Source organism: Glutamicibacter sp. NPDC090743, from assembly GCF_044769125.1.
Taxonomy (GTDB): domain Bacteria; phylum Actinomycetota; class Actinomycetes; order Actinomycetales; family Micrococcaceae; genus Glutamicibacter.
This window is the reverse complement of the sequence record NZ_JBIVXE010000002.1, coordinates 498531-514631: the sequence shown is the minus strand read 5'-3', so window position 1 is coordinate 514631 and position 16101 is coordinate 498531. Positions and strand designations below refer to the sequence as shown.

The following is a 16101-nucleotide window of genomic DNA, read 5'->3' as shown; positions in this document are numbered from 1 at the left end:
ACAGCGAGGCCTGAATCACTGTGCCGACCAGCTAAAGTATTCCGGTGAGACGCGGGTTATAGACCTGTGTCACAAGGAAGTTCTGAAGGGGTTATTTTGCACGAACGTATTCACCACCGGGCCTTTGCTGATCGCTTGATGAGCGCCGAGCAAGCTGCAGAGTTCATTAAGCCAGGCATGACTGTCGCCATGAGCGGCTTTACCGGTGCAGGATACCCGAAGGCCGTGCCCGGGGCACTGGCAGCGCAGATGGAGCGCCAGCACGCTGCGGGCAAGGACTTCAAGATCAACGTGCTTACCGGCGCTTCCACCGCCCCTGAGCTTGATGGCGTGCTGGCCAAGGCCGAAGGCATGAACCTGCGCCTGCCGTACATGTCCGACCCCGAGCTGCGCCGCCGCATCAACGAGGGCAACATGGAATACATGGACATCCACCTGTCCCATGTCGCCCAGCACGCCTGGTTCGGCTTCTACGGAAAGATCGACTTGGCCATCGTCGAAGTTGTCGGCGTCACCGCCGAGGGCGACTTGATCCCTTCCAGCTCGGTGGGCAACAACAAGACCTGGCTGGAGATGGCCGACAAGATCATCATCGAGGTCAATTCCCAGCAGTCTGCGGCCATGGAGGGCATGCACGATGTCTACTACGGCACCGCACTGCCTCCGCACCGCAAGCCGATCGGCCTGAGAACCGTGCGTGACCGCATCGGCCAGCAGTACATGGACGTCGACGTCAACAAGATCGTCGCCGTCGTGGAAACCGACGCGCCAGACCGCCTGAGCCCCTTCGCCCCGGTGGACGAGACCAGCGAGAAGATCGCCGATCACCTGCTGACCTTCCTGGATTCCGAGATCCGTGCCGGACGCCTGTCCGAGAAGCTGCTCCCGCTGCAGTCGGGCGTGGGCAATATCGCCAACGCAGTGCTCGCTGGCCTGGCCCGTGGCGGCTACAAGGGCCTGACCGCCTATACCGAGGTCATCCAGGACGGAATGCTGGAGCTGATCAAGGACGGGACCATCGAGTTCGCCTCCGCCACCAGCTTCTCGCTGTCTTCGGAGGGCATCGAGGAATTCAACCGCAACGTCGACCACTACCGCGAGCGCATCCTGCTGCGCGCCCAGGAAATCTCGAACCATCCGGAGATCATCCGCCGGCTGGGCTGCATTGCGCTGAACGGCATGATCGAAGCCGACATCTACGGCAACGTGAATTCCACCAACGTGCTGGGATCGCACGTGATGAACGGCATCGGCGGCTCGGGCGACTTCGCCCGCAACGGCTACCTGTCGGTGTTCATGTCCCCATCGACCGCCAAGGGCGGCAAGATCTCGGGCATCGTTCCTTTTGCTTCGCATGTGGACCACACCGAGCACGACACCATGATCCTGATTACCGAACAGGGCCTGGCCGACCTGCGCGGCCACTCGCCAAAGCAGCGTGCGCAGCTGGTCATCGATAACTGCGCCCACCCGGAGTACCGCCCGATGCTGCAGGACTACTTCGACCGTGCGTGCAAGGACAGCTACGGCAAGCACACCCCGCATCTGCTAGGCGAGGCCCTGTCCTGGCACCAGCGCTTCCAGGAGACCGGAGACATGCGCCCGGCCAGCTAGTCGCCGGCCAGGCGGGGATCGATGCGCAGGATGCGGTCATCGCCCGCCCCTGGCTGGCCGCGCCCGTCGGTATTGTTGGTCAGCACCAGCAGTGCGCCGTCAGGATCCACTAGCACGTCGCGTAGCCGGCCGAGCCGGCCATCGAGCAGTTCATGCTCGGTGGCCGGCTCGTCCAGTTCCACCGCGCGCAGCACTTCTCCGCGCAGATTCGCCAGGTAGAGGGTGCCATCGAGGATCGCGATGCCGCTGGGGCTGGCCTCGGACGGGGACCACTGCGCAATCGGATCGGCGTACGACGGATTTCCGCCGCTTTTTCCCTCGGCTTCGGGCCAGCCGTAGTTTCCCCCGGCTTCGATGATGTTCAGCTCGTCGAAGGTGTTCTGTCCGAACTCGCTGGCGTACATGGTGCCATCAGCACTCCACGCCAGGCCCTGCACATTGCGGTGCCCATAGCTGTAGACGAGGGAATTCTCGAACGGGTTGTCGTCCGGGACGCTGCCGTCAGGTGCCATGCGCAGGATCTTTCCGCCCAGCTGCTGCAGGTCCTGGGCTTGCTGGGGATTGCCCGCATCGCCCACGGAGGCATAGAGCATCCCTTCCGAGCCGATGGCCAGCCGCCCGCCGTTGTGGATGCTGGCCGAGGGCAACCCGTCAATCAAGGTGCGCGGGGCCGACAGTGAAAGATTCCCGGCGCTGCCTTGCAACGTGAACCGCTGGATGCGGTTGCCGGATTCCGCGGTGGAATACGCATAGAGCCGGTCCGGTGCGAGGAAGGCCAGGCCCAGCAGTCCGCCTTCTCCGGTCGCCACCAGATCATCGAGCCGGGCTAATTCGCGCAGTTCTCCGGACTCCAAAACCTCCACGATCCGCCCGGAATCACGTTCGCTGACCAGCAACCTGCCCTGCGCGTAGACCATGGACCAGGGGGCTTCGAGTCCGGTGGCCAGTGGTGCTGGAACAGCTTGCGATTCGGTAGCCGTGATTGGAGGCGGCGTTGTCGCGGAGCATCCGGCGAGGAACACTGCGCCGAGCACTAGGCAGGTACCCAGAATGCGCTTCATCGAGCTGCTATCCATGCGCTGGTTGATGGCGCGTCGGGCGATAAGTCAGTTCCTGGATCCGTCCGTCCAGCAGCTTGGACTCGACAAGTTCCAGATCGTAGTCATCGACCCCGCCAAGTACCGGGGCAGAACCGCTATGCCCGGTCAGTACCGGGAAGATGGTCACCTGGATGAAGTCCACAAGACCTGCCGCCAGCAGGGAATGGTTCATCGCTAAGCAGCCGTGGGAGCGCAGCGGCACATCTGAAGTTTCCTTGAGCTGTGCGACGACTTCCAGTGCATCAGCTCGCTCCAGCGTGGTGTTTGGCCAGGACAGCGGCTCTTCCAGGGTGGTGGAGATGACGGTGGCGGGCTTGTCGTGCAGGGCCACACCCCACGCGTCTTCAACCTCGGGATTCGCCTCGATTTCTGCCCAGAAGCGGCTGAAGAGACGGAAGGTGTTGGCTCCGAAAACCATGCGGCAAGCCGGAGTGTAGAGCGCGAGGCGGTGGGCTAACAGCTCTGGCCCCTGTTTTCCCCAGTAGCCGCCCCAATCGCCGGCGGCGCTGCCGAAGCCATCGAGGCTGCTGAACACATCGAAGGTATAGGTCGCACTCATGGCGAATCTCCTGGAGCTTGAGCGTTAGATGCCACCTACCGTACGCCCGTGCTCGCGGTGTGAAAACCAGCTAGGCCGGATTCTCAGGCAAATCCATATTCTGGATATGCAACTGGCCGCTTCGTCCTTCTGAGGATGCGGTGTTTCACGTGCTCGGTATGGTGCCTCTCGCAGGACTCGCAAGTTCGCTTAGAGTGCATCTAGGGTCCCTGCTCCGAGTTGTCTTGACACATACCAAGATACTTGGAATCCGAAAATACCGAGGAGACCTCTATGGTCCTTGAACGAGGGTGACTCCGAGCGCTAATAGTTGCACGGCCAGTACGCCAAGAGCTACGGATATGAGCCCCCATCCATAGCTTTTCTTCGCTGTGGCGATAATGCCACCAGCTAAGCCAAATGCGCTAGGTAGGAAAAACATTCACAACGGCTTTGCCTCCCCTGAGCCGTTCCAATCAACTAGGGCCAGGGCCGATGCAAGCGCCAGTCCCATCATCACCCAAGTCCATAGGGGACATTTGCCGATGAGTTTCTTGGAGGAGACGTTCATTTGCGCAACTTCTTTCTTTGCTTGAGAGGACTACTTCAGTGGATTGCAGAAACATTATGTGAAGTAGAAGCTCACTGAACTGGACCGCCAACAGCCCAAGGGTATCCCTGCCGCTGCCTTCACTATTTGCAAACCCAGCGCACTAGTAGCTGGTTTGGCACATGGAGTCTTGGCTTGCGCTGAGCTGAATTGATTTAACAACTTGCCCATTTCCAGAGCATGAGAATCCGTGCCGTCGGCACGGGCCTTCTTCATGTCGAAGTAGACCTGCCCATGTCGAGTTGCCGTGCAAGCCACGTAGTCGAATCCCATCCGGCATGAGGGTCTTATTTCTCAGGCAAATCCACATTCTGGGTGCGCAACTGGCCGCGGGATAGCTGCTTGCCGGTGGATTCATCGGTGATGATGACCTCCCAGAGCTGCTGGGTGCGCCCTTGGAATAGCGCGGTGGCGATCACCTGGACCCGTGCTCCGGTGGAAGGGCGCAGGAAGTCGGTGGCGTTGTGCACGCCGACTGCGAATTGCCCGCGTTCGGCCACCGCGTAGCTGGCGCCCACCGATCCTGCGCTCTCGATGATCGAGGTGTACACGCCGCCATGGACTACGCCCCAGGGGGTGTGGTGGTTCTCGTCCAACTGCGCGTGGCCGCGTACTTCAGTGGCTGTGATTTCATCGAATTCCAGTCCGATGCTTTCGCTGAAACGGCTGGACTTGTTGGGAATCCGTGGTGCTGAGTTATCCAATTGGTGATCCTCGGGCTAGTTCGGTGTGCTGGCTTCTAGCGCCTGGGCGCGCAGGACATTCTTCTGCACCTTACCAGTGGAGGTGCGCGGCAGATCCTGCGGGAAGACGATGGTGCGCGGCACCTTGAAACCGGCCAGCTTTTCGCGGGCGAATTCAATCAGCGTTTGCGCGTCCAGGGAGGATCCGCTGGCGCGGATGACATATGCCACCGGACGCTCGCCCCATTTCTCGTCCGCTATGCCGATGACGGCCAGGTCCAGCACCTCGGGGTGCGAGGCCAGCGCCTGCTCCACCTCGATGGTGGAGATGTTCTCGCCGCCGGAAATGATGATGTCCTTGGCCCGGTCGCGCACCTGGATGTAGCCATCCGGGTGCATGACACCCAGATCGCCGGTGTGGAACCAGCCGCCATGGAAAGCTTGGGTAGTGGCCGCTTCATCGCGATAGTAGCCGATCATGACGTTATTGCCGCGCAGCACGATTTCGCCCATGGTCTGTCCATCCGCCGGGACATCGTTCATGTTCTCGTCAACAATGCGTGCGGACTCGGCGGTAATCATGCCAACGCCTTGGCGGGCGAGCTTCGCGGCCCGGTCCGGGCCATCGAGGGCATCCCACTCATCCTGGTACTCGCACACCGTGTACGGTCCGTATACCTCGGTGAGGCCATATACATGGACTACCTCGATGCCCAGCTTCTGCAGCTTGGAGATGATTGCCGGGGACGGGGGAGCTCCTGCGGTGGTGATGCGCAGTGGCGCATCGAGCTGGTGGGCGCGGGTGGAGTCGGCGATGATGGAGCAGACGGTCGGAGCGCCGCACAAGTGGGTGGTTCCAAGATTCTCGATGGCATCCCAAACGGAATCTTCGCGCACGCCGCGCAGGCACAGGTGGGTTCCTCCCGCCGCGGTGACGGCCCATGGAGTGCACCAGCCGTTGCAGTGGAACATCGGCAGGGTCCACAAGTAGCGGGTCTTGGCGGTGAAGCCCTGGTGGTGCGCTTCGCCCAACGAGTTCAGGTAGCTGCCGCGGTGCGAGTAGAGCACACCCTTCGGCTTGCCGGTGGTGCCCGACGTGTAATTGAGAGTGATCGGAGCCCGCTCATCGGCGATGGCGTAGGGAAGTCTTTCATCCGAGGCTTGTGCGATTAGCTCGTCCAAGGTGGCGTCCACGGGCACGTCCGGACGTTCTCCGGCGTACTGGTCATCGGTGATCTCGATGAGCGCCTCCAGCGTTGGGTTCTCGCGGCGCAGGGTCTTCGTGTTCTCCAACAGCTCTGTGTCGGCAAGCATCAGCTTGGCAGCAGAATGATCAATGATGTATTGCAGCTCGTGGGCCGAAAGTCGGGTGTTCAGGGCAACGAGGACTGCGCCTGACAGCGGTACGGCGTAATGCGCCATGAGCATTTCGGGAGTATTCGGTGCCAGCACGGCCACGCGGTCGCCCGGCTCAATGCGAGCCTTCAGCGCCTGGGCAAAGCGGTGCACCCGTGCTTCGAAATCTTCATAGGAGAAGCTGCGAGTTCCATGGATGACGGCGGTCTTCTTCGGATAGGCCTCGGCTGTGCGTTCCAAGAAACGCAGTGGGGTCAATTCTGAATGGTTTGCCTGAATCTCTACCATGGTGTGGCTATTCCTCAATCGTCATCGATGGTTACGGAGAACAATAAGCAGGAGTGTGACTCAATGCACTCCATGACCAATAGTGGCATGAACCTCAGCGTCATGCCGGGAAACCAAGTTTCATTACGGTGGGCGGTAGGGAATTCGCGCCAGGGCACCGAGCCCAGGGGAGGCGTTAGTGTTCTGCCGAATCAAGAGCGGCGGAAGCCTGCTGCGATCATGGGGCCGAGGCGTTCAAGAAGCGCGGCGTATGGCGAATAAAAGACTGCCCAAGGACTTCTGGCGGGGCCTTGGATCGAATATTGCGTCGAATATTGCGATTTGCGAAGTGAAATGTTTGACGGCTGTTCGTCATGAGCCATATCGTTTTAAACAGAATCAAGAGCATCAGCTATAAGCCCTGGCTTGCTGATCGGCAACCCTCTCAACGGTAGTGGGGTGCTCCAGGTGAGGATTCGGTTCCACACAAAATGTGCTGGAACAAGTACCGCACACGGCGCGGAACTTCAGCCCAAGCGGCTTCGAGTAACGAGAAGCCAATGCTTGCAGGCTACTGCGCGGTGGGCAAGACCCAAAGGAATCGAGCCATGTCATTGAATCTTGAACTTGACCCGTTGACCCTGCGCAAGGTTTTCGCTCAGCATCCATCAGGGGTAGCCGCCCTCTGTGCAGAACTGGATGGCGTGAAGACCGGAATTGTCGCTTCATCGTTTACCGTGGGAGTTTCCCTCGAACCTGCACTGGTGATGTTCGCCGTGCAGAAGTCCTCGAACACTTGGCCAAAGCTGCGCGAAGCTGGCCGCATTGGCGTCTCAGTGCTGAGCGAACGCAATGATGGTGTCTGCGCTCAGATTGCGTCGAAAAATGGCGACCGGTTCCGCGGAATCGATACCTATTCCTCGGATCAGGGCGCGCTCTTCGTCAACGACTCCACGTTGTGGCTGGAGACTTCGATCTACAACGAGGTCGAAGCGGGGGATCACTGGGTAGTCCTGATGGAAGTCCACGGGCACCGCACCTCCGAGCACTCGCCACAGATCTTCCATGATTCGCGGTTCCATTCGCTGCCGATTCCTGAGCTCGTATAAGCGCTTCGCATCTTCCAAAGCTCCGGCGAGATCAAATCATCGATCTGGCCGGAGCTTTTTGAATTCCGGTTGGGCGGGTTGAGCCGTTCCCCGCAGCCCTCGACACCGGCAATGCCCGTTCTCTCTCGCCACCCTGAAGACGTGGCAAGATGGCTGGCAATCTCATGGCCTGCCATCTTGGGCCAGCTGCCCCAGGCATTTGGCGATAACCTCGTCATCAAAGTATCTGTCGCGAGAAACCTTGAACTCGCCATATCCGCCACCCGCCTGGGCTGTCGAACAGAACCGCGCAGGTAGCTCATGGATCCTCGCTGCACGCTGGACCAGAGTGGCAGCGAATTGCCGGCAACCCTCGGATGGGGTTTCCGAGCCATGCAAAGGCTGCGCATCACAAATGAAACCGGCGCTTTATGGCGTCTTCACTGGCGCGCGTCGCGGACGCGAAGTGGCGAGAGTGCGCCGGCAGCCCAGTCGCTGATCCAGGTTCGCCCGCAGAGTCGTTGCACACATTAAGTTATCCACCGCCCCCGAACGCAGAAACCCTAGCCGATTGTGGACTACTGGAAGATCCGGCCTTGCTGGCGAATTTAATCCACGGTGACTTAGGGTTTTGTAAATTCACCAGTATCCACAAGGTTATCCACAAAACTGTGGACAAGACGTGGGCAAATGTGTACAAAGGGTGAAAAACCCCGGGAACTAGGCGATTAAGGGTGTTGATAACCTTGGGTCGGTTGGCGTGAGCTTCAATGAATTAAGTTTCTGTCCACAGGTGTGCGAATACAAACAACCAAGTCAACAGATATTAATGATACGTAGAGTGGGGTAATCCACAGAGTTCTCCCCAGACTGTGAACAGGGAACTCCACAGGTAGAGGAGTGTTATCCACATATTCTGTGGATAATGAGGTTTACGCCTGTTAATAACAGCCCTAGTGTTGGGTTCGGGAGAGAAATATCCACAGGCGCCTGACATCCAAATGTCCGTATCGACTGACACGATGAAGCGTTGCCATGAGGCAAGGATAATTTTTCCCAGCGGGTCAATAGGGGATGGAAGTGTCTGCAATGAGTGCTGAGCCGGTTTACGAAGGACGAGATTCCGACGCAGGGCGCAAGCCGCCACAGGATATCGAGGCCGAGATGTCGGTCCTCGGTGGCATGATGCTCTCCAAGGACGCCATTGCTGACGTCGTTGAATCCATTCGCGGCACCGACTTCTACCGTCCCTCCCACGAATCGATTTACGAGGCGATTGTCGACCTCTACGGTCGTGGCGAACCAGCCGATGCGGTCACCGTAGCCGACTTGCTGACCAAGCGCGGCGAAATCTCGCGCATTGGTGGCGCCGCCTACCTTCACAATCTCATCCAGCAGGTTCCAACTGCAGCCAACGCCGGGTACTACGCAGAAATTGTGCGCGAACGCGCCGTGCTGCGCCGATTGGTTGACGCTGGAACGCGTATTGTCCAAATGGGCTACTCGCCAGATGGTGAAGTTGACGCAATCGTCAACGAAGCCCAGGCAGAGGTCTACAAGGTGGCCGAGAACCGCAGCAGTGAAGACTACGTGCGCCTTTCGGACATCATCGAAGACACCGTTGATGAAATCGAGAACGCGGCCAACGCGGGCGATGGCATTACCGGTGTGCCCACCGGATTCTATGAATTCGACGAGCTGACCCAGGGCCTGAAGGGCGGCCAGATGATCATCATCGCCGCCCGTCCTGCGGTGGGCAAGTCAACCTTCGCGCTGGACTTCGCCCGTTCTGCTGCCATCAAGCACAATATGGCCACCGTGTTCTTCTCCTTGGAAATGGGCCGCAATGAAATTGCGATGCGCCTGCTCTCGGCCGAAGCATCCATCCAGCTCCAGGATCTGCGCAAGGGCTCGGTGGAAGACGCGCAGTGGACCAAGATCGCCACGACCATGGGCCGGCTGAACGAAGCCCCGTTGTTCATTGATGATTCGCCGAACATGTCCATGATGGAAATCCGTGCCAAGTGCCGTCGCCTCAAGCAGCGCAACGAGCTGCGCATGATCATCCTGGACTACCTGCAGCTGATGAGCTCGGGCAAGCGTGTGGAATCGCGCCAGCAGGAAGTTTCCGAGTTCTCGCGTAACCTCAAGCTGCTCGCCAAGGAACTCGACGTTCCGTTGATTGCGCTGTCGCAGCTGAACCGTGGTTCCGAGCAGCGTACCGACAAGAAGCCAATGGTTTCGGACCTGCGCGAATCGGGCTCGATTGAGCAGGACGCCGACATGGTGATTTTGCTGCACCGTGATGACGTCTACGACAAGGAAAACCGGCCGGGCGAAGCTGACGTGATTATCGCGAAGCACCGTGCCGGTCCGACCAAGACCATCACCGTGGCCTTCCAAGGCCACTACTCGCGCTTCAACAACATGTCCACCGAGGGTTAGTCCCAGTCAGAACTCAATGGCACCTACTAAGCCAGCGAATTGCTGGCTATAGTGGGTGCCATGTTCGCTTCGATGCAGGCTTTGCTGTGGGGCACTGTGGCCGGCTCGGCCCTGCTGCTGGGATCTGGCGCGGCCTGGTGGCTGAAGATCCCCAAGGTCTGGGTCAGCGCCATCATGGCCTTCGGTGCCGGGGTCCTGGTCAGCGCACTGGCCTTCGAGCTGGTGCTCGAAGCCTATGAAACCGGCGGCCTCGTTGCGACGCTGGGCGGCGTGATCGTGGGCGCTGCCTTGTATTTCGGCGCGAACCGGCTGCTGGCCTGGAGAACCTCAAAGCGGCAGGCGCAGCGCGCAGGAGAGCAGGAGGCATCCGGAACCGCGCTCGCGGTCGGTGCACTCATCGACGGCATTCCCGAGTCCGTGGCGCTTGGACTTTCCGTGGTCGCCACCGCGAGCATTAATCCGGCGATGCTCATCGCCATATTCATCTCCAATGTCCCCGAGGGATTGGCGAGTACCGCACAGATGAAAGCGTCCGGGCGCAAGGGGTCCTCGATCGTTTTGCTCTGGGGATCGATAGCCATTTCCTGCGGCATCGCTGCCTTCCTCGGAGCGCTGCTGCTGGAATCCATGCCCGGTGAAGTGCTGGCCTTCGCCACCGCGGTCGCTGCCGGAGGCATCTTGACGATGATCGCCGACACCATGATTCCGGAAGCGTACAAGGTAGAGCACGACTACACAGGGTTGCTGGTGACCTCGGGCTTCCTGGCGGCCTTCAGCCTGCACGTGATCGGCGGCTAGGGGAAACCTGAGATCATGGATGCATGCCCCTGAACCGCAGCAGCCAATCAGCCGAGCGCGCCGAGTCCACGATCTATGCTCCGCAGTATCTTCCCACCACCCTTGGCATGTTCGTGCTCGTCTTCCTGGTCGCTTTCGAATCCATGGCCGTGACCACGGTAATGCCACTGGTCAGCGAGCTGCTGGAGGGCGAACGCCACTTCGCCCTGGCCTTTGCCGCGCCAATCGCCAGCGGGATGCTGGGGATGGTTGCCGCCGGAGAAGTCACCGACCGGTGGGGGCCCAAGCACCCGCTGTCCATCGCCGTGGCCGTTTTCTGCATTGGGCTGCTGATCTGCGGTTCAGCCGAGAACATGCAGGTCCTGATTGCCGGGCGCATCTTGCAGGGAATTGGCGGTGGCGCGATCACCGTCGCCATCTACGTGCTCATTGCCCGCGCGTATCCCGCGCATCTGCATTCCAAGATCTTCGCCCTGTTCGCTACCGCCTGGGTGGTCCCGGCGATGATCGGCCCCTGGCTGGCCGGCTTGATGGCCGTGCACCTCGGTTGGCGCTGGGTGTTCTCCGGCGTGGCGGTGCTGGTGGTTCTCGCCTTCTGCGGGATCGTGCCGGCGTTGAAGTCGCTGAGCTCCCAGCGCAATCCGGACCTGGGGCCGATTTCCAAGAAGCGGCTGATGCTGGCCGGCCTGACTGGACTGGCTGTCATCTGCATGAACTTGCTCGGCAATGCGCAGGGCAGCTGGTCCCTTCTGGGACTGGTCTTGGCATTGGCGGTAGCCCTTGCAGCAATTCGCCCGTTGCTGCCCAAGGGCACGTTCAGCTTGGCCAAGGGGCTGCCGTCCACCATCATGACCCGCATCTTCGTGGCCGGGGCCTTCTTCGGCGTGGAAGTCTATCTGCCGTACCTGCTGCGCGAGGATTACCAGCTGGGTCCCGACCGGGCGGGCCTGATCCTGACGGCCTCGGCATTGTGCTGGTCGGTGGGTTCATGGCTGCAAGGAAAGCTGGGGGATAAGGTGGAATCCTCCACCTGCATCACCGTGGGTGCGATCGCCGGCAGCGTAGCGATTTCAACCGCATTGGCCACCGCGATCTTCCATCCGCCGGTCCTCGTGCTGGTCTGCGGATGGGCCGTGGGCGGCTTCGGCATGGGGATGATCTTCCCGCGGCAAAACGTGAACATGCTGGCCCTGTCTGCCAAGGATGAACAGGGATTCAACTCATCGGCAATGACCGTGGCCGACTCCCTGGGCAACGCCGGAACCACCGCCGTCGGTGGCGTCATCTTCGCGATGGCCGCCACCGGGATGGAGTTCATCTCGGTCTTCAGCTTCAGCCTCTTGCTGATTCTGGTCCTGATCGCGATCTCGCCGCGCACCAAACCTGTTGCGCAGCCAGCAGCCTGACTACGCTGGGATCATGGACACAGAGCTTCCCAAGACGAGCAACCCCGCCGCCAGGGCTTTCGAGCAGGCCGGCATCACCAGTCTCGAGCAGGCGGGGCAGGCCGGCACCGCGGCGCTGCTCGCGCTGCACGGCGTCGGCCCGAAAGCCATCCGCATTCTCCGCGACGAGCTGGCCGCACGCGGCCTCAAGATGAACCCCTGAGGTCTCCGGTTTAGCCGCGCGGCAGGACGCCCAGGTGGTCCTTGTCCGGTTCCACGATATGCTGCGCATACTCGGTGTGCTTGGCAACGTAGGCCTTCACGTACGGGCAGACCGGAACGATCCTGGCACCGCTGGCGATGGTGTTCTCCAGCGCGAATTTCACCATGACGCTGGCTAGGCCCTGTCCGCCGTATTCCTCATCCACGGTGGTGTGGAAGAAGATCCGCTCGACGCCTTGGGCCCCATCAAAATCGCGGTAGTGCGCCGCTCCGATGATCTTGCCGTCATCGTCGAGGGCGAAGCGCTGGCGCTCGGGCAGGAATACTGGTTTGATGTCGCTCATTGGGAGTTCCTTACTGGTTAGGCGGGGTTCACGCGCGGGCGCAGGCGAACGGTGGGAAGTGCTGGAGCCGGCAAGGCTGCCGGAGTATTAGGCGGGAAAGGCCCGAAGCGATCCTCGGAGGCATCCCCGGGCTCGGCCCCGATCTCGGCTTGCCATTGCGCGCGGAACGCGAGGACTTCCTCATGGGTGCGGCCTACGAAGTTCCACCACATCAGGATGTCTTCCTTCAGCGGCTCTCCGCCGATGAGCAGCGCCAGAACCGGTTGGTCCCCGGACTTCAGGCGCAGGGTCGTGCATCCCGCACGCACGAACCCGAGATCGCGTGGAGCGAGTTCATGGCCGTTGACTTCAAGATTGCCGGAGTCCAGGAGGATCCCGTGCTCATGGTGCCCGGGGACAACCACTTCGATCTCGGTGTTCGGTTCAAGGCGCAGTTCGGCGCCACCGAGCTCGGTGTGCGTCTTCACCGGGGAGGTGGACGACTTGCCCGACACCCCGTAGGTGCCAAGGAAGACCGACAGCGACCAGCCGGGAGCGGTGAGCGCTTCCGGGCGGTAGTTCTCAAAAGTATGTTCCATATCCCGTGCATGATCCGGCAGCGCGGTCCATAGCTGGGCGCCGTGAAGGATGGTGGTGTCTTCGGTGAGGATCTCCGAATGGCTGATTCCGTGCCCGGCGGTCATCAGATTGACCTCGCCGGGTCGCACGGTCGCCTTGAACCCGGCCGAATCCATATGGTTGATCTCTCCGGTGAAGAGCCAAGAGACAGTCTGCAGTCCGGTGTGCGGGTGACGAGGCACGTTCATCCCGCCGGTGACTGCGACATCGTCAGGACCGTAATGGTCCAGGAAGCACCAAGCGCCGATCAGGCTGCGCTGCTTTTGCGGCAGTGTCCGGAAGACCGTCATTGCCCGCGGACCGCCCAAGGGCACTTCGCGTGGTTCCAGGATTTCAACCTCTGCCTGGGAACGCACTGCACTGCAGCCGATCTCCTCAGGCCGGTGCTCAAGATTGCTCATATGCCAAGGCTATTCACTGTGGCCCGCTTTGACTACTTGCGCCACCGATTCGAACGCAACTGGAATTGGCGCTGCGACCCGGGGCAGCTTTCGGCCCGGGCACGGTATTCTCGACCGCGGTACGATCAATGCAGTGGTATTAGGCATCTTTCAAGGAGCTTGCGACAACGTGGACAGTGCTATTCTTCGCGACGAAGATCTCCTCAAGCTGGAAAAGCAGGTGTGCTTCGGCCTGGCCGTAGCCTCGCGCTCGGTGATCTCGGCATACAAGCCCGTGCTGGATCCGCTGGGGCTGACGCATCCCCAGTACCTGGTGATGCTGGCCCTTTGGGACTTGGGGCCGATCAGCGCCCGTGCCCTTAGCGGGCATCTGCACCTGGATCCGGGAACGCTTTCACCGTTGGTCAAGCGCCTCGAAACTGCCGGTTTGGTGGCAAAGACGAAGAACCCGGACGATGAGCGGGCCGTCATCATTCAGCCCACGGAGAAGGGCGCCGCGCTGCGTGCTGAAGCGGTGGAGGTGCCTCGCGAAATGATGGCCCGGCTTGCCCTGACCGACAAGGATGTGCTGGAGCTGCGTGGCATCCTGGACCGCATTATTGCTGCAGGTTCGAACGCTCCGAAAAGCTAGAACCCCATTTAGTTGGTGCACCAACTAATGACGTATGATTGAAGTGCCAGTACTCGCAAACCCAATGACCGAAGAGGACGACGATCATGGATGAATCACCCCTGCCGATCATTTCCGATACCACCGGACTAAGCGTCGGCTACCGCATATTCTGGCGTCTGAAGTACTTGGGATTGTCCATCTTCGGTCCGGCCGAGCGCCGTGTCCTCGCCAGCCCTCGCGAACGCATCAAATGGGACCGCGCAATGAAGGTCATGCGCGCCCATGAAGCTGCCGGAACCTCGCCGGATGAGCAAACGGTGTACACCGCGAGCCGCATGGAGCCTCGCCGTCCGCAGGGATAGCGGCGCCCGCAGGTGAACCTGATGGCGGGCCGCGATAATATTGACCTTATGGAATCGATGACTGAACTCGTAGTCGCCCGGCAATTTTCCGCACCGAAGAACGCCGTTTGGGCTGCCTTCGTCGAGCCGGAAATCATCGCCCAGTGGTGGGGTCCCGATGGCTGGCTTGTCGAGGAAGATTCCGTCGTATTCGAAGCCAAGGTCGGCGGCCGGCATGAACTGAACATGGTGCAGGCTGATAACCCGGATGCCAAGGTGCCGCTCAAGGCGGTCCTGACGTCTTTTGACGAATACGAATGCCTGGTCAGTGCCGACGGCCCGCACGAAATGACCTTGGACCTCGTGATTGAAACCCGTATCGAATTCAAGGAGTTCGCCGGGCAGACGATGCTGACGCTGACCCAAACCCCATTGCCTTATGAGGTTATCGAATCCAGCACCAAGGCATGGAATTCCGCTTTTGCGAAGCTCGAAGCGCTGCTGGCGGAATTCTTCTAGGCCTTTAGTACGGCAGGGGAAGAACCAGCAAAGCAGCTGCGAACGCTTGCCAGTTTCGCGCTCTTGCCGGCGGAGGCAAAGCCTGGCATGTGGCTGAAAGGCGTTTCCTTGCCGCCGCTGGCGCAGTTCTGGCAGGTTCATGCCCCATGATGACCCGATGGCGCGCAGCGTGTGCGCACGCAACCGGAGCATCGACTTGCACGCCGATTCCTTCCTCCGGTTGCCTGCGGCCTAGCCTCGCCCGATGTAGGGCATTCCGCCAGCCGTGATGGTGAATTGGTTGATGGAGGTACCGAGCGGAACCCCGGCGATGTACGCAACGGCCTCAGCGGCTTGGGCCAGCGGGAATGTCGGCTCGACGAGCCGCTGGCCGCCCGGTTGCAAGGCACCCTGGGTGGCACCGAAATCATCGAGCAGGTCACTGGCGGTGTTGCCGATATCGAGCTGCGTGGCCCTGATCCGGTGCTCCCGTCCATCAAGTTCAAGGCATTTGGTCAAGCCGGCGATGCCGTGCTTGGTGACGGTATAGGCAACGGAGTTCACGCGCGGAACCTGCGCTGAAATCGATCCATTGTTGATGATGCGTCCGCCGTCGTTGGCCTTGAAATGGGCAAAGGCCGTGCGGGCCGCGTTGATGGCCCCGGTGAGGTTGATCCGGCAAACCTCATCCCACTGGGCCGGACTCAGCTCATCGATGGCTGCCGAGGGACCGAAAATCCCGGCATTATTGAACAGCGCATTGACCGTGCCGAAACGTTGCGCCGCTTCGGCAAACAGGTGTTCCACAGCCTGCGGATCACTAACATCCGTGGGAACCACCAAGGCGGAATCGTGGCCTTGCGCCGTCTCATGCAGGTTAGCCGCGGTGCGCCCGGCGAGCACCACATTCCATCCCTGCGCCAACAGCAGGCGTGCGGTGGCGCGGCCAATGCCTGATCCTGCGCCGGTGATGGCAATCGTGCGCGGGGCATGCGGGACTCCAGATGCGTGGGACATCAATTCTCCTTGCGGAAAGCTCAACAGTGATGGGACGAGGCGCGTGGTCTCATCCTAGGAATTTGCGCCGCCAAACCCCAGTTTTCGCCTGCATGTTGCGAAGCGCCCCCGAGCGCATTTCCCGGATCAGCCTGGCAAGCAACTAACCTTGAAGTGCTCGGTC

General features: G+C 60.6%; 16 protein-coding genes and 1 riboswitch. Of the genes, 9 read left to right on the top strand and 7 right to left on the bottom strand.

Features of this window, described 5'->3' with window-relative positions; all coding sequences use genetic code 11:
* The first annotated feature begins 96 nt into the window (after positions 1 to 96).
* A complete protein-coding gene (locus ACIQTS_RS05805; RefSeq protein WP_402472005.1) occupies positions 97 to 1614 on the top strand; it encodes an acetyl-CoA hydrolase/transferase family protein in 1518 nt (505 codons plus the stop codon).
* On the opposite strand, the gene ACIQTS_RS05800 is transcribed toward ACIQTS_RS05805, so the two are convergent.
* The 4 genes from ACIQTS_RS05800 to ACIQTS_RS05785 form a co-directional block, all read right to left on the bottom strand.
* Positions 1611 to 2675: a PQQ-dependent sugar dehydrogenase gene (locus ACIQTS_RS05800; RefSeq protein ID WP_402472003.1), complete on the bottom strand. Its 1065-nt coding sequence runs from the start codon at positions 2673 to 2675 to the stop codon at positions 1611 to 1613. The genes ACIQTS_RS05805 and ACIQTS_RS05800 overlap by 4 nt on opposite strands.
* Before the next feature lie 7 nt (positions 2676 to 2682).
* Positions 2683 to 3273 carry a dihydrofolate reductase family protein gene (locus tag ACIQTS_RS05795; RefSeq protein ID WP_402472000.1) on the bottom strand — a complete coding sequence of 197 codons (591 nt, stop codon included), beginning with the start codon at positions 3271 to 3273 and terminating at the stop codon, positions 2683 to 2685.
* A gap of 876 nt (positions 3274 to 4149) precedes the next feature.
* Entirely contained in the window at positions 4150 to 4566 is a 417-nt protein-coding gene (locus tag ACIQTS_RS05790) for a PaaI family thioesterase (protein ID WP_402471998.1), read from the bottom strand.
* Between the two features lie 15 nt (positions 4567 to 4581).
* On the bottom strand, positions 4582 to 6189 hold the full coding sequence (locus ACIQTS_RS05785; RefSeq protein ID WP_400289743.1) for a long-chain-fatty-acid--CoA ligase: 1608 nt from the start codon (positions 6187 to 6189) through the stop codon (positions 4582 to 4584).
* Positions 6190 to 6565: 376 nt separating this feature from the next.
* Positions 6566 to 6682: riboswitch (SAM riboswitch) on the top strand.
* A 94-nt stretch (positions 6683 to 6776) separates the two neighbouring features.
* Between ACIQTS_RS05785 and ACIQTS_RS05780 the strand changes: the two genes are divergently transcribed.
* The 5 genes from ACIQTS_RS05780 to ACIQTS_RS05760 all read left to right on the top strand — a co-directional run bounded on the left by ACIQTS_RS05780 (position 6777) and on the right by ACIQTS_RS05760 (position 12107).
* A complete protein-coding gene (locus ACIQTS_RS05780; RefSeq protein WP_105656581.1) occupies positions 6777 to 7277 on the top strand; it encodes a flavin reductase family protein in 501 nt (166 codons plus the stop codon).
* Between the two features lie 1068 nt (positions 7278 to 8345).
* Positions 8346 to 9701: a replicative DNA helicase gene (gene dnaB, locus ACIQTS_RS05775; RefSeq protein ID WP_105656572.1), complete on the top strand. Its 1356-nt coding sequence runs from the start codon at positions 8346 to 8348 to the stop codon at positions 9699 to 9701.
* Positions 9702 to 9761: 60 nt separating this feature from the next.
* Complete coding sequence (locus tag ACIQTS_RS05770) at positions 9762 to 10499, top strand: ZIP family metal transporter (protein WP_402471995.1); 738 nt, start codon at positions 9762 to 9764, stop codon at positions 10497 to 10499.
* Positions 10500 to 10522: 23 nt separating this feature from the next.
* Positions 10523 to 11905: an MFS transporter gene (locus ACIQTS_RS05765; protein ID WP_402471992.1), complete on the top strand. Its 1383-nt coding sequence runs from the start codon at positions 10523 to 10525 to the stop codon at positions 11903 to 11905.
* Positions 11906 to 11918: 13 nt separating this feature from the next.
* A complete protein-coding gene (locus ACIQTS_RS05760) occupies positions 11919 to 12107 on the top strand; it encodes a hypothetical protein (protein WP_105656632.1) in 189 nt (62 codons plus the stop codon).
* Between the two features lie 10 nt (positions 12108 to 12117).
* On the opposite strand, the gene ACIQTS_RS05755 is transcribed toward ACIQTS_RS05760, so the two are convergent.
* Together ACIQTS_RS05755 and ACIQTS_RS05750 are read right to left on the bottom strand one after the other, a co-directional pair.
* Positions 12118 to 12450, bottom strand: a complete 333-nt coding sequence (locus ACIQTS_RS05755; RefSeq protein WP_402471989.1) for a GNAT family N-acetyltransferase — start codon at positions 12448 to 12450, stop codon at positions 12118 to 12120.
* Positions 12451 to 12467: 17 nt separating this feature from the next.
* A complete protein-coding gene (locus tag ACIQTS_RS05750) occupies positions 12468 to 13469 on the bottom strand; it encodes a pirin family protein (RefSeq protein WP_105656569.1) in 1002 nt (333 codons plus the stop codon).
* A gap of 169 nt (positions 13470 to 13638) precedes the next feature.
* On the opposite strand from ACIQTS_RS05750, the gene ACIQTS_RS05745 reads away from it, so the two are divergent.
* The 3 genes from ACIQTS_RS05745 (at position 13639) to ACIQTS_RS05735 (ending at position 14942) form a co-directional block, all read left to right on the top strand.
* Complete coding sequence (locus ACIQTS_RS05745) at positions 13639 to 14100, top strand: MarR family winged helix-turn-helix transcriptional regulator (protein ID WP_105656568.1); 462 nt, start codon at positions 13639 to 13641, stop codon at positions 14098 to 14100.
* Between the two features lie 86 nt (positions 14101 to 14186).
* The gene (locus tag ACIQTS_RS05740; RefSeq protein WP_332594590.1) at positions 14187 to 14444 is read left to right on the top strand and encodes a hypothetical protein; all 258 of its coding nucleotides are present in this window, start codon (positions 14187 to 14189) and stop codon (positions 14442 to 14444) included.
* A gap of 57 nt (positions 14445 to 14501) precedes the next feature.
* Complete coding sequence (locus ACIQTS_RS05735) at positions 14502 to 14942, top strand: SRPBCC domain-containing protein (protein ID WP_166650752.1); 441 nt, start codon at positions 14502 to 14504, stop codon at positions 14940 to 14942.
* 231 nt (positions 14943 to 15173) lie between these two features.
* On the opposite strand, the gene ACIQTS_RS05730 is transcribed toward ACIQTS_RS05735, so the two are convergent.
* The gene (locus ACIQTS_RS05730; RefSeq protein ID WP_332731079.1) at positions 15174 to 15938 is read right to left on the bottom strand and encodes an SDR family oxidoreductase; all 765 of its coding nucleotides are present in this window, start codon (positions 15936 to 15938) and stop codon (positions 15174 to 15176) included.
* Positions 15939 to 16101 lie beyond the last annotated feature (163 nt).

What these genes read in the sequence shown, in the direction of transcription:
- dnaB (WP_105656572.1), top strand. Translation starts at nt 8,346, where the DNA reads ATGAGTGCTGAGCCGGTTTACGAAGGACGAGATTCCGACGCAGGGCGC.
- ACIQTS_RS05785 (WP_400289743.1), bottom strand. Translation starts at nt 6,189, where the DNA reads ATGGTAGAGATTCAGGCAAACCATTCAGAATTGACCCCACTGCGTTTC.
- ACIQTS_RS05770 (WP_402471995.1), top strand. Translation starts at nt 9,762, where the DNA reads ATGTTCGCTTCGATGCAGGCTTTGCTGTGGGGCACTGTGGCCGGCTCG.
- ACIQTS_RS05780 (WP_105656581.1), top strand. Translation starts at nt 6,777, where the DNA reads ATGTCATTGAATCTTGAACTTGACCCGTTGACCCTGCGCAAGGTTTTC.
- ACIQTS_RS05740 (WP_332594590.1), top strand. Translation starts at nt 14,187, where the DNA reads ATGGATGAATCACCCCTGCCGATCATTTCCGATACCACCGGACTAAGC.
- ACIQTS_RS05735 (WP_166650752.1), top strand. Translation starts at nt 14,502, where the DNA reads ATGACTGAACTCGTAGTCGCCCGGCAATTTTCCGCACCGAAGAACGCC.
- ACIQTS_RS05750 (WP_105656569.1), bottom strand. Translation starts at nt 13,469, where the DNA reads ATGAGCAATCTTGAGCACCGGCCTGAGGAGATCGGCTGCAGTGCAGTG.
- ACIQTS_RS05755 (WP_402471989.1), bottom strand. Translation starts at nt 12,450, where the DNA reads ATGAGCGACATCAAACCAGTATTCCTGCCCGAGCGCCAGCGCTTCGCC.
- ACIQTS_RS05730 (WP_332731079.1), bottom strand. Translation starts at nt 15,938, where the DNA reads ATGTCCCACGCATCTGGAGTCCCGCATGCCCCGCGCACGATTGCCATC.
- ACIQTS_RS05760 (WP_105656632.1), top strand. Translation starts at nt 11,919, where the DNA reads ATGGACACAGAGCTTCCCAAGACGAGCAACCCCGCCGCCAGGGCTTTC.
- ACIQTS_RS05765 (WP_402471992.1), top strand. Translation starts at nt 10,523, where the DNA reads ATGCCCCTGAACCGCAGCAGCCAATCAGCCGAGCGCGCCGAGTCCACG.
- ACIQTS_RS05795 (WP_402472000.1), bottom strand. Translation starts at nt 3,273, where the DNA reads ATGAGTGCGACCTATACCTTCGATGTGTTCAGCAGCCTCGATGGCTTC.
- ACIQTS_RS05800 (WP_402472003.1), bottom strand. Translation starts at nt 2,675, where the DNA reads ATGAAGCGCATTCTGGGTACCTGCCTAGTGCTCGGCGCAGTGTTCCTC.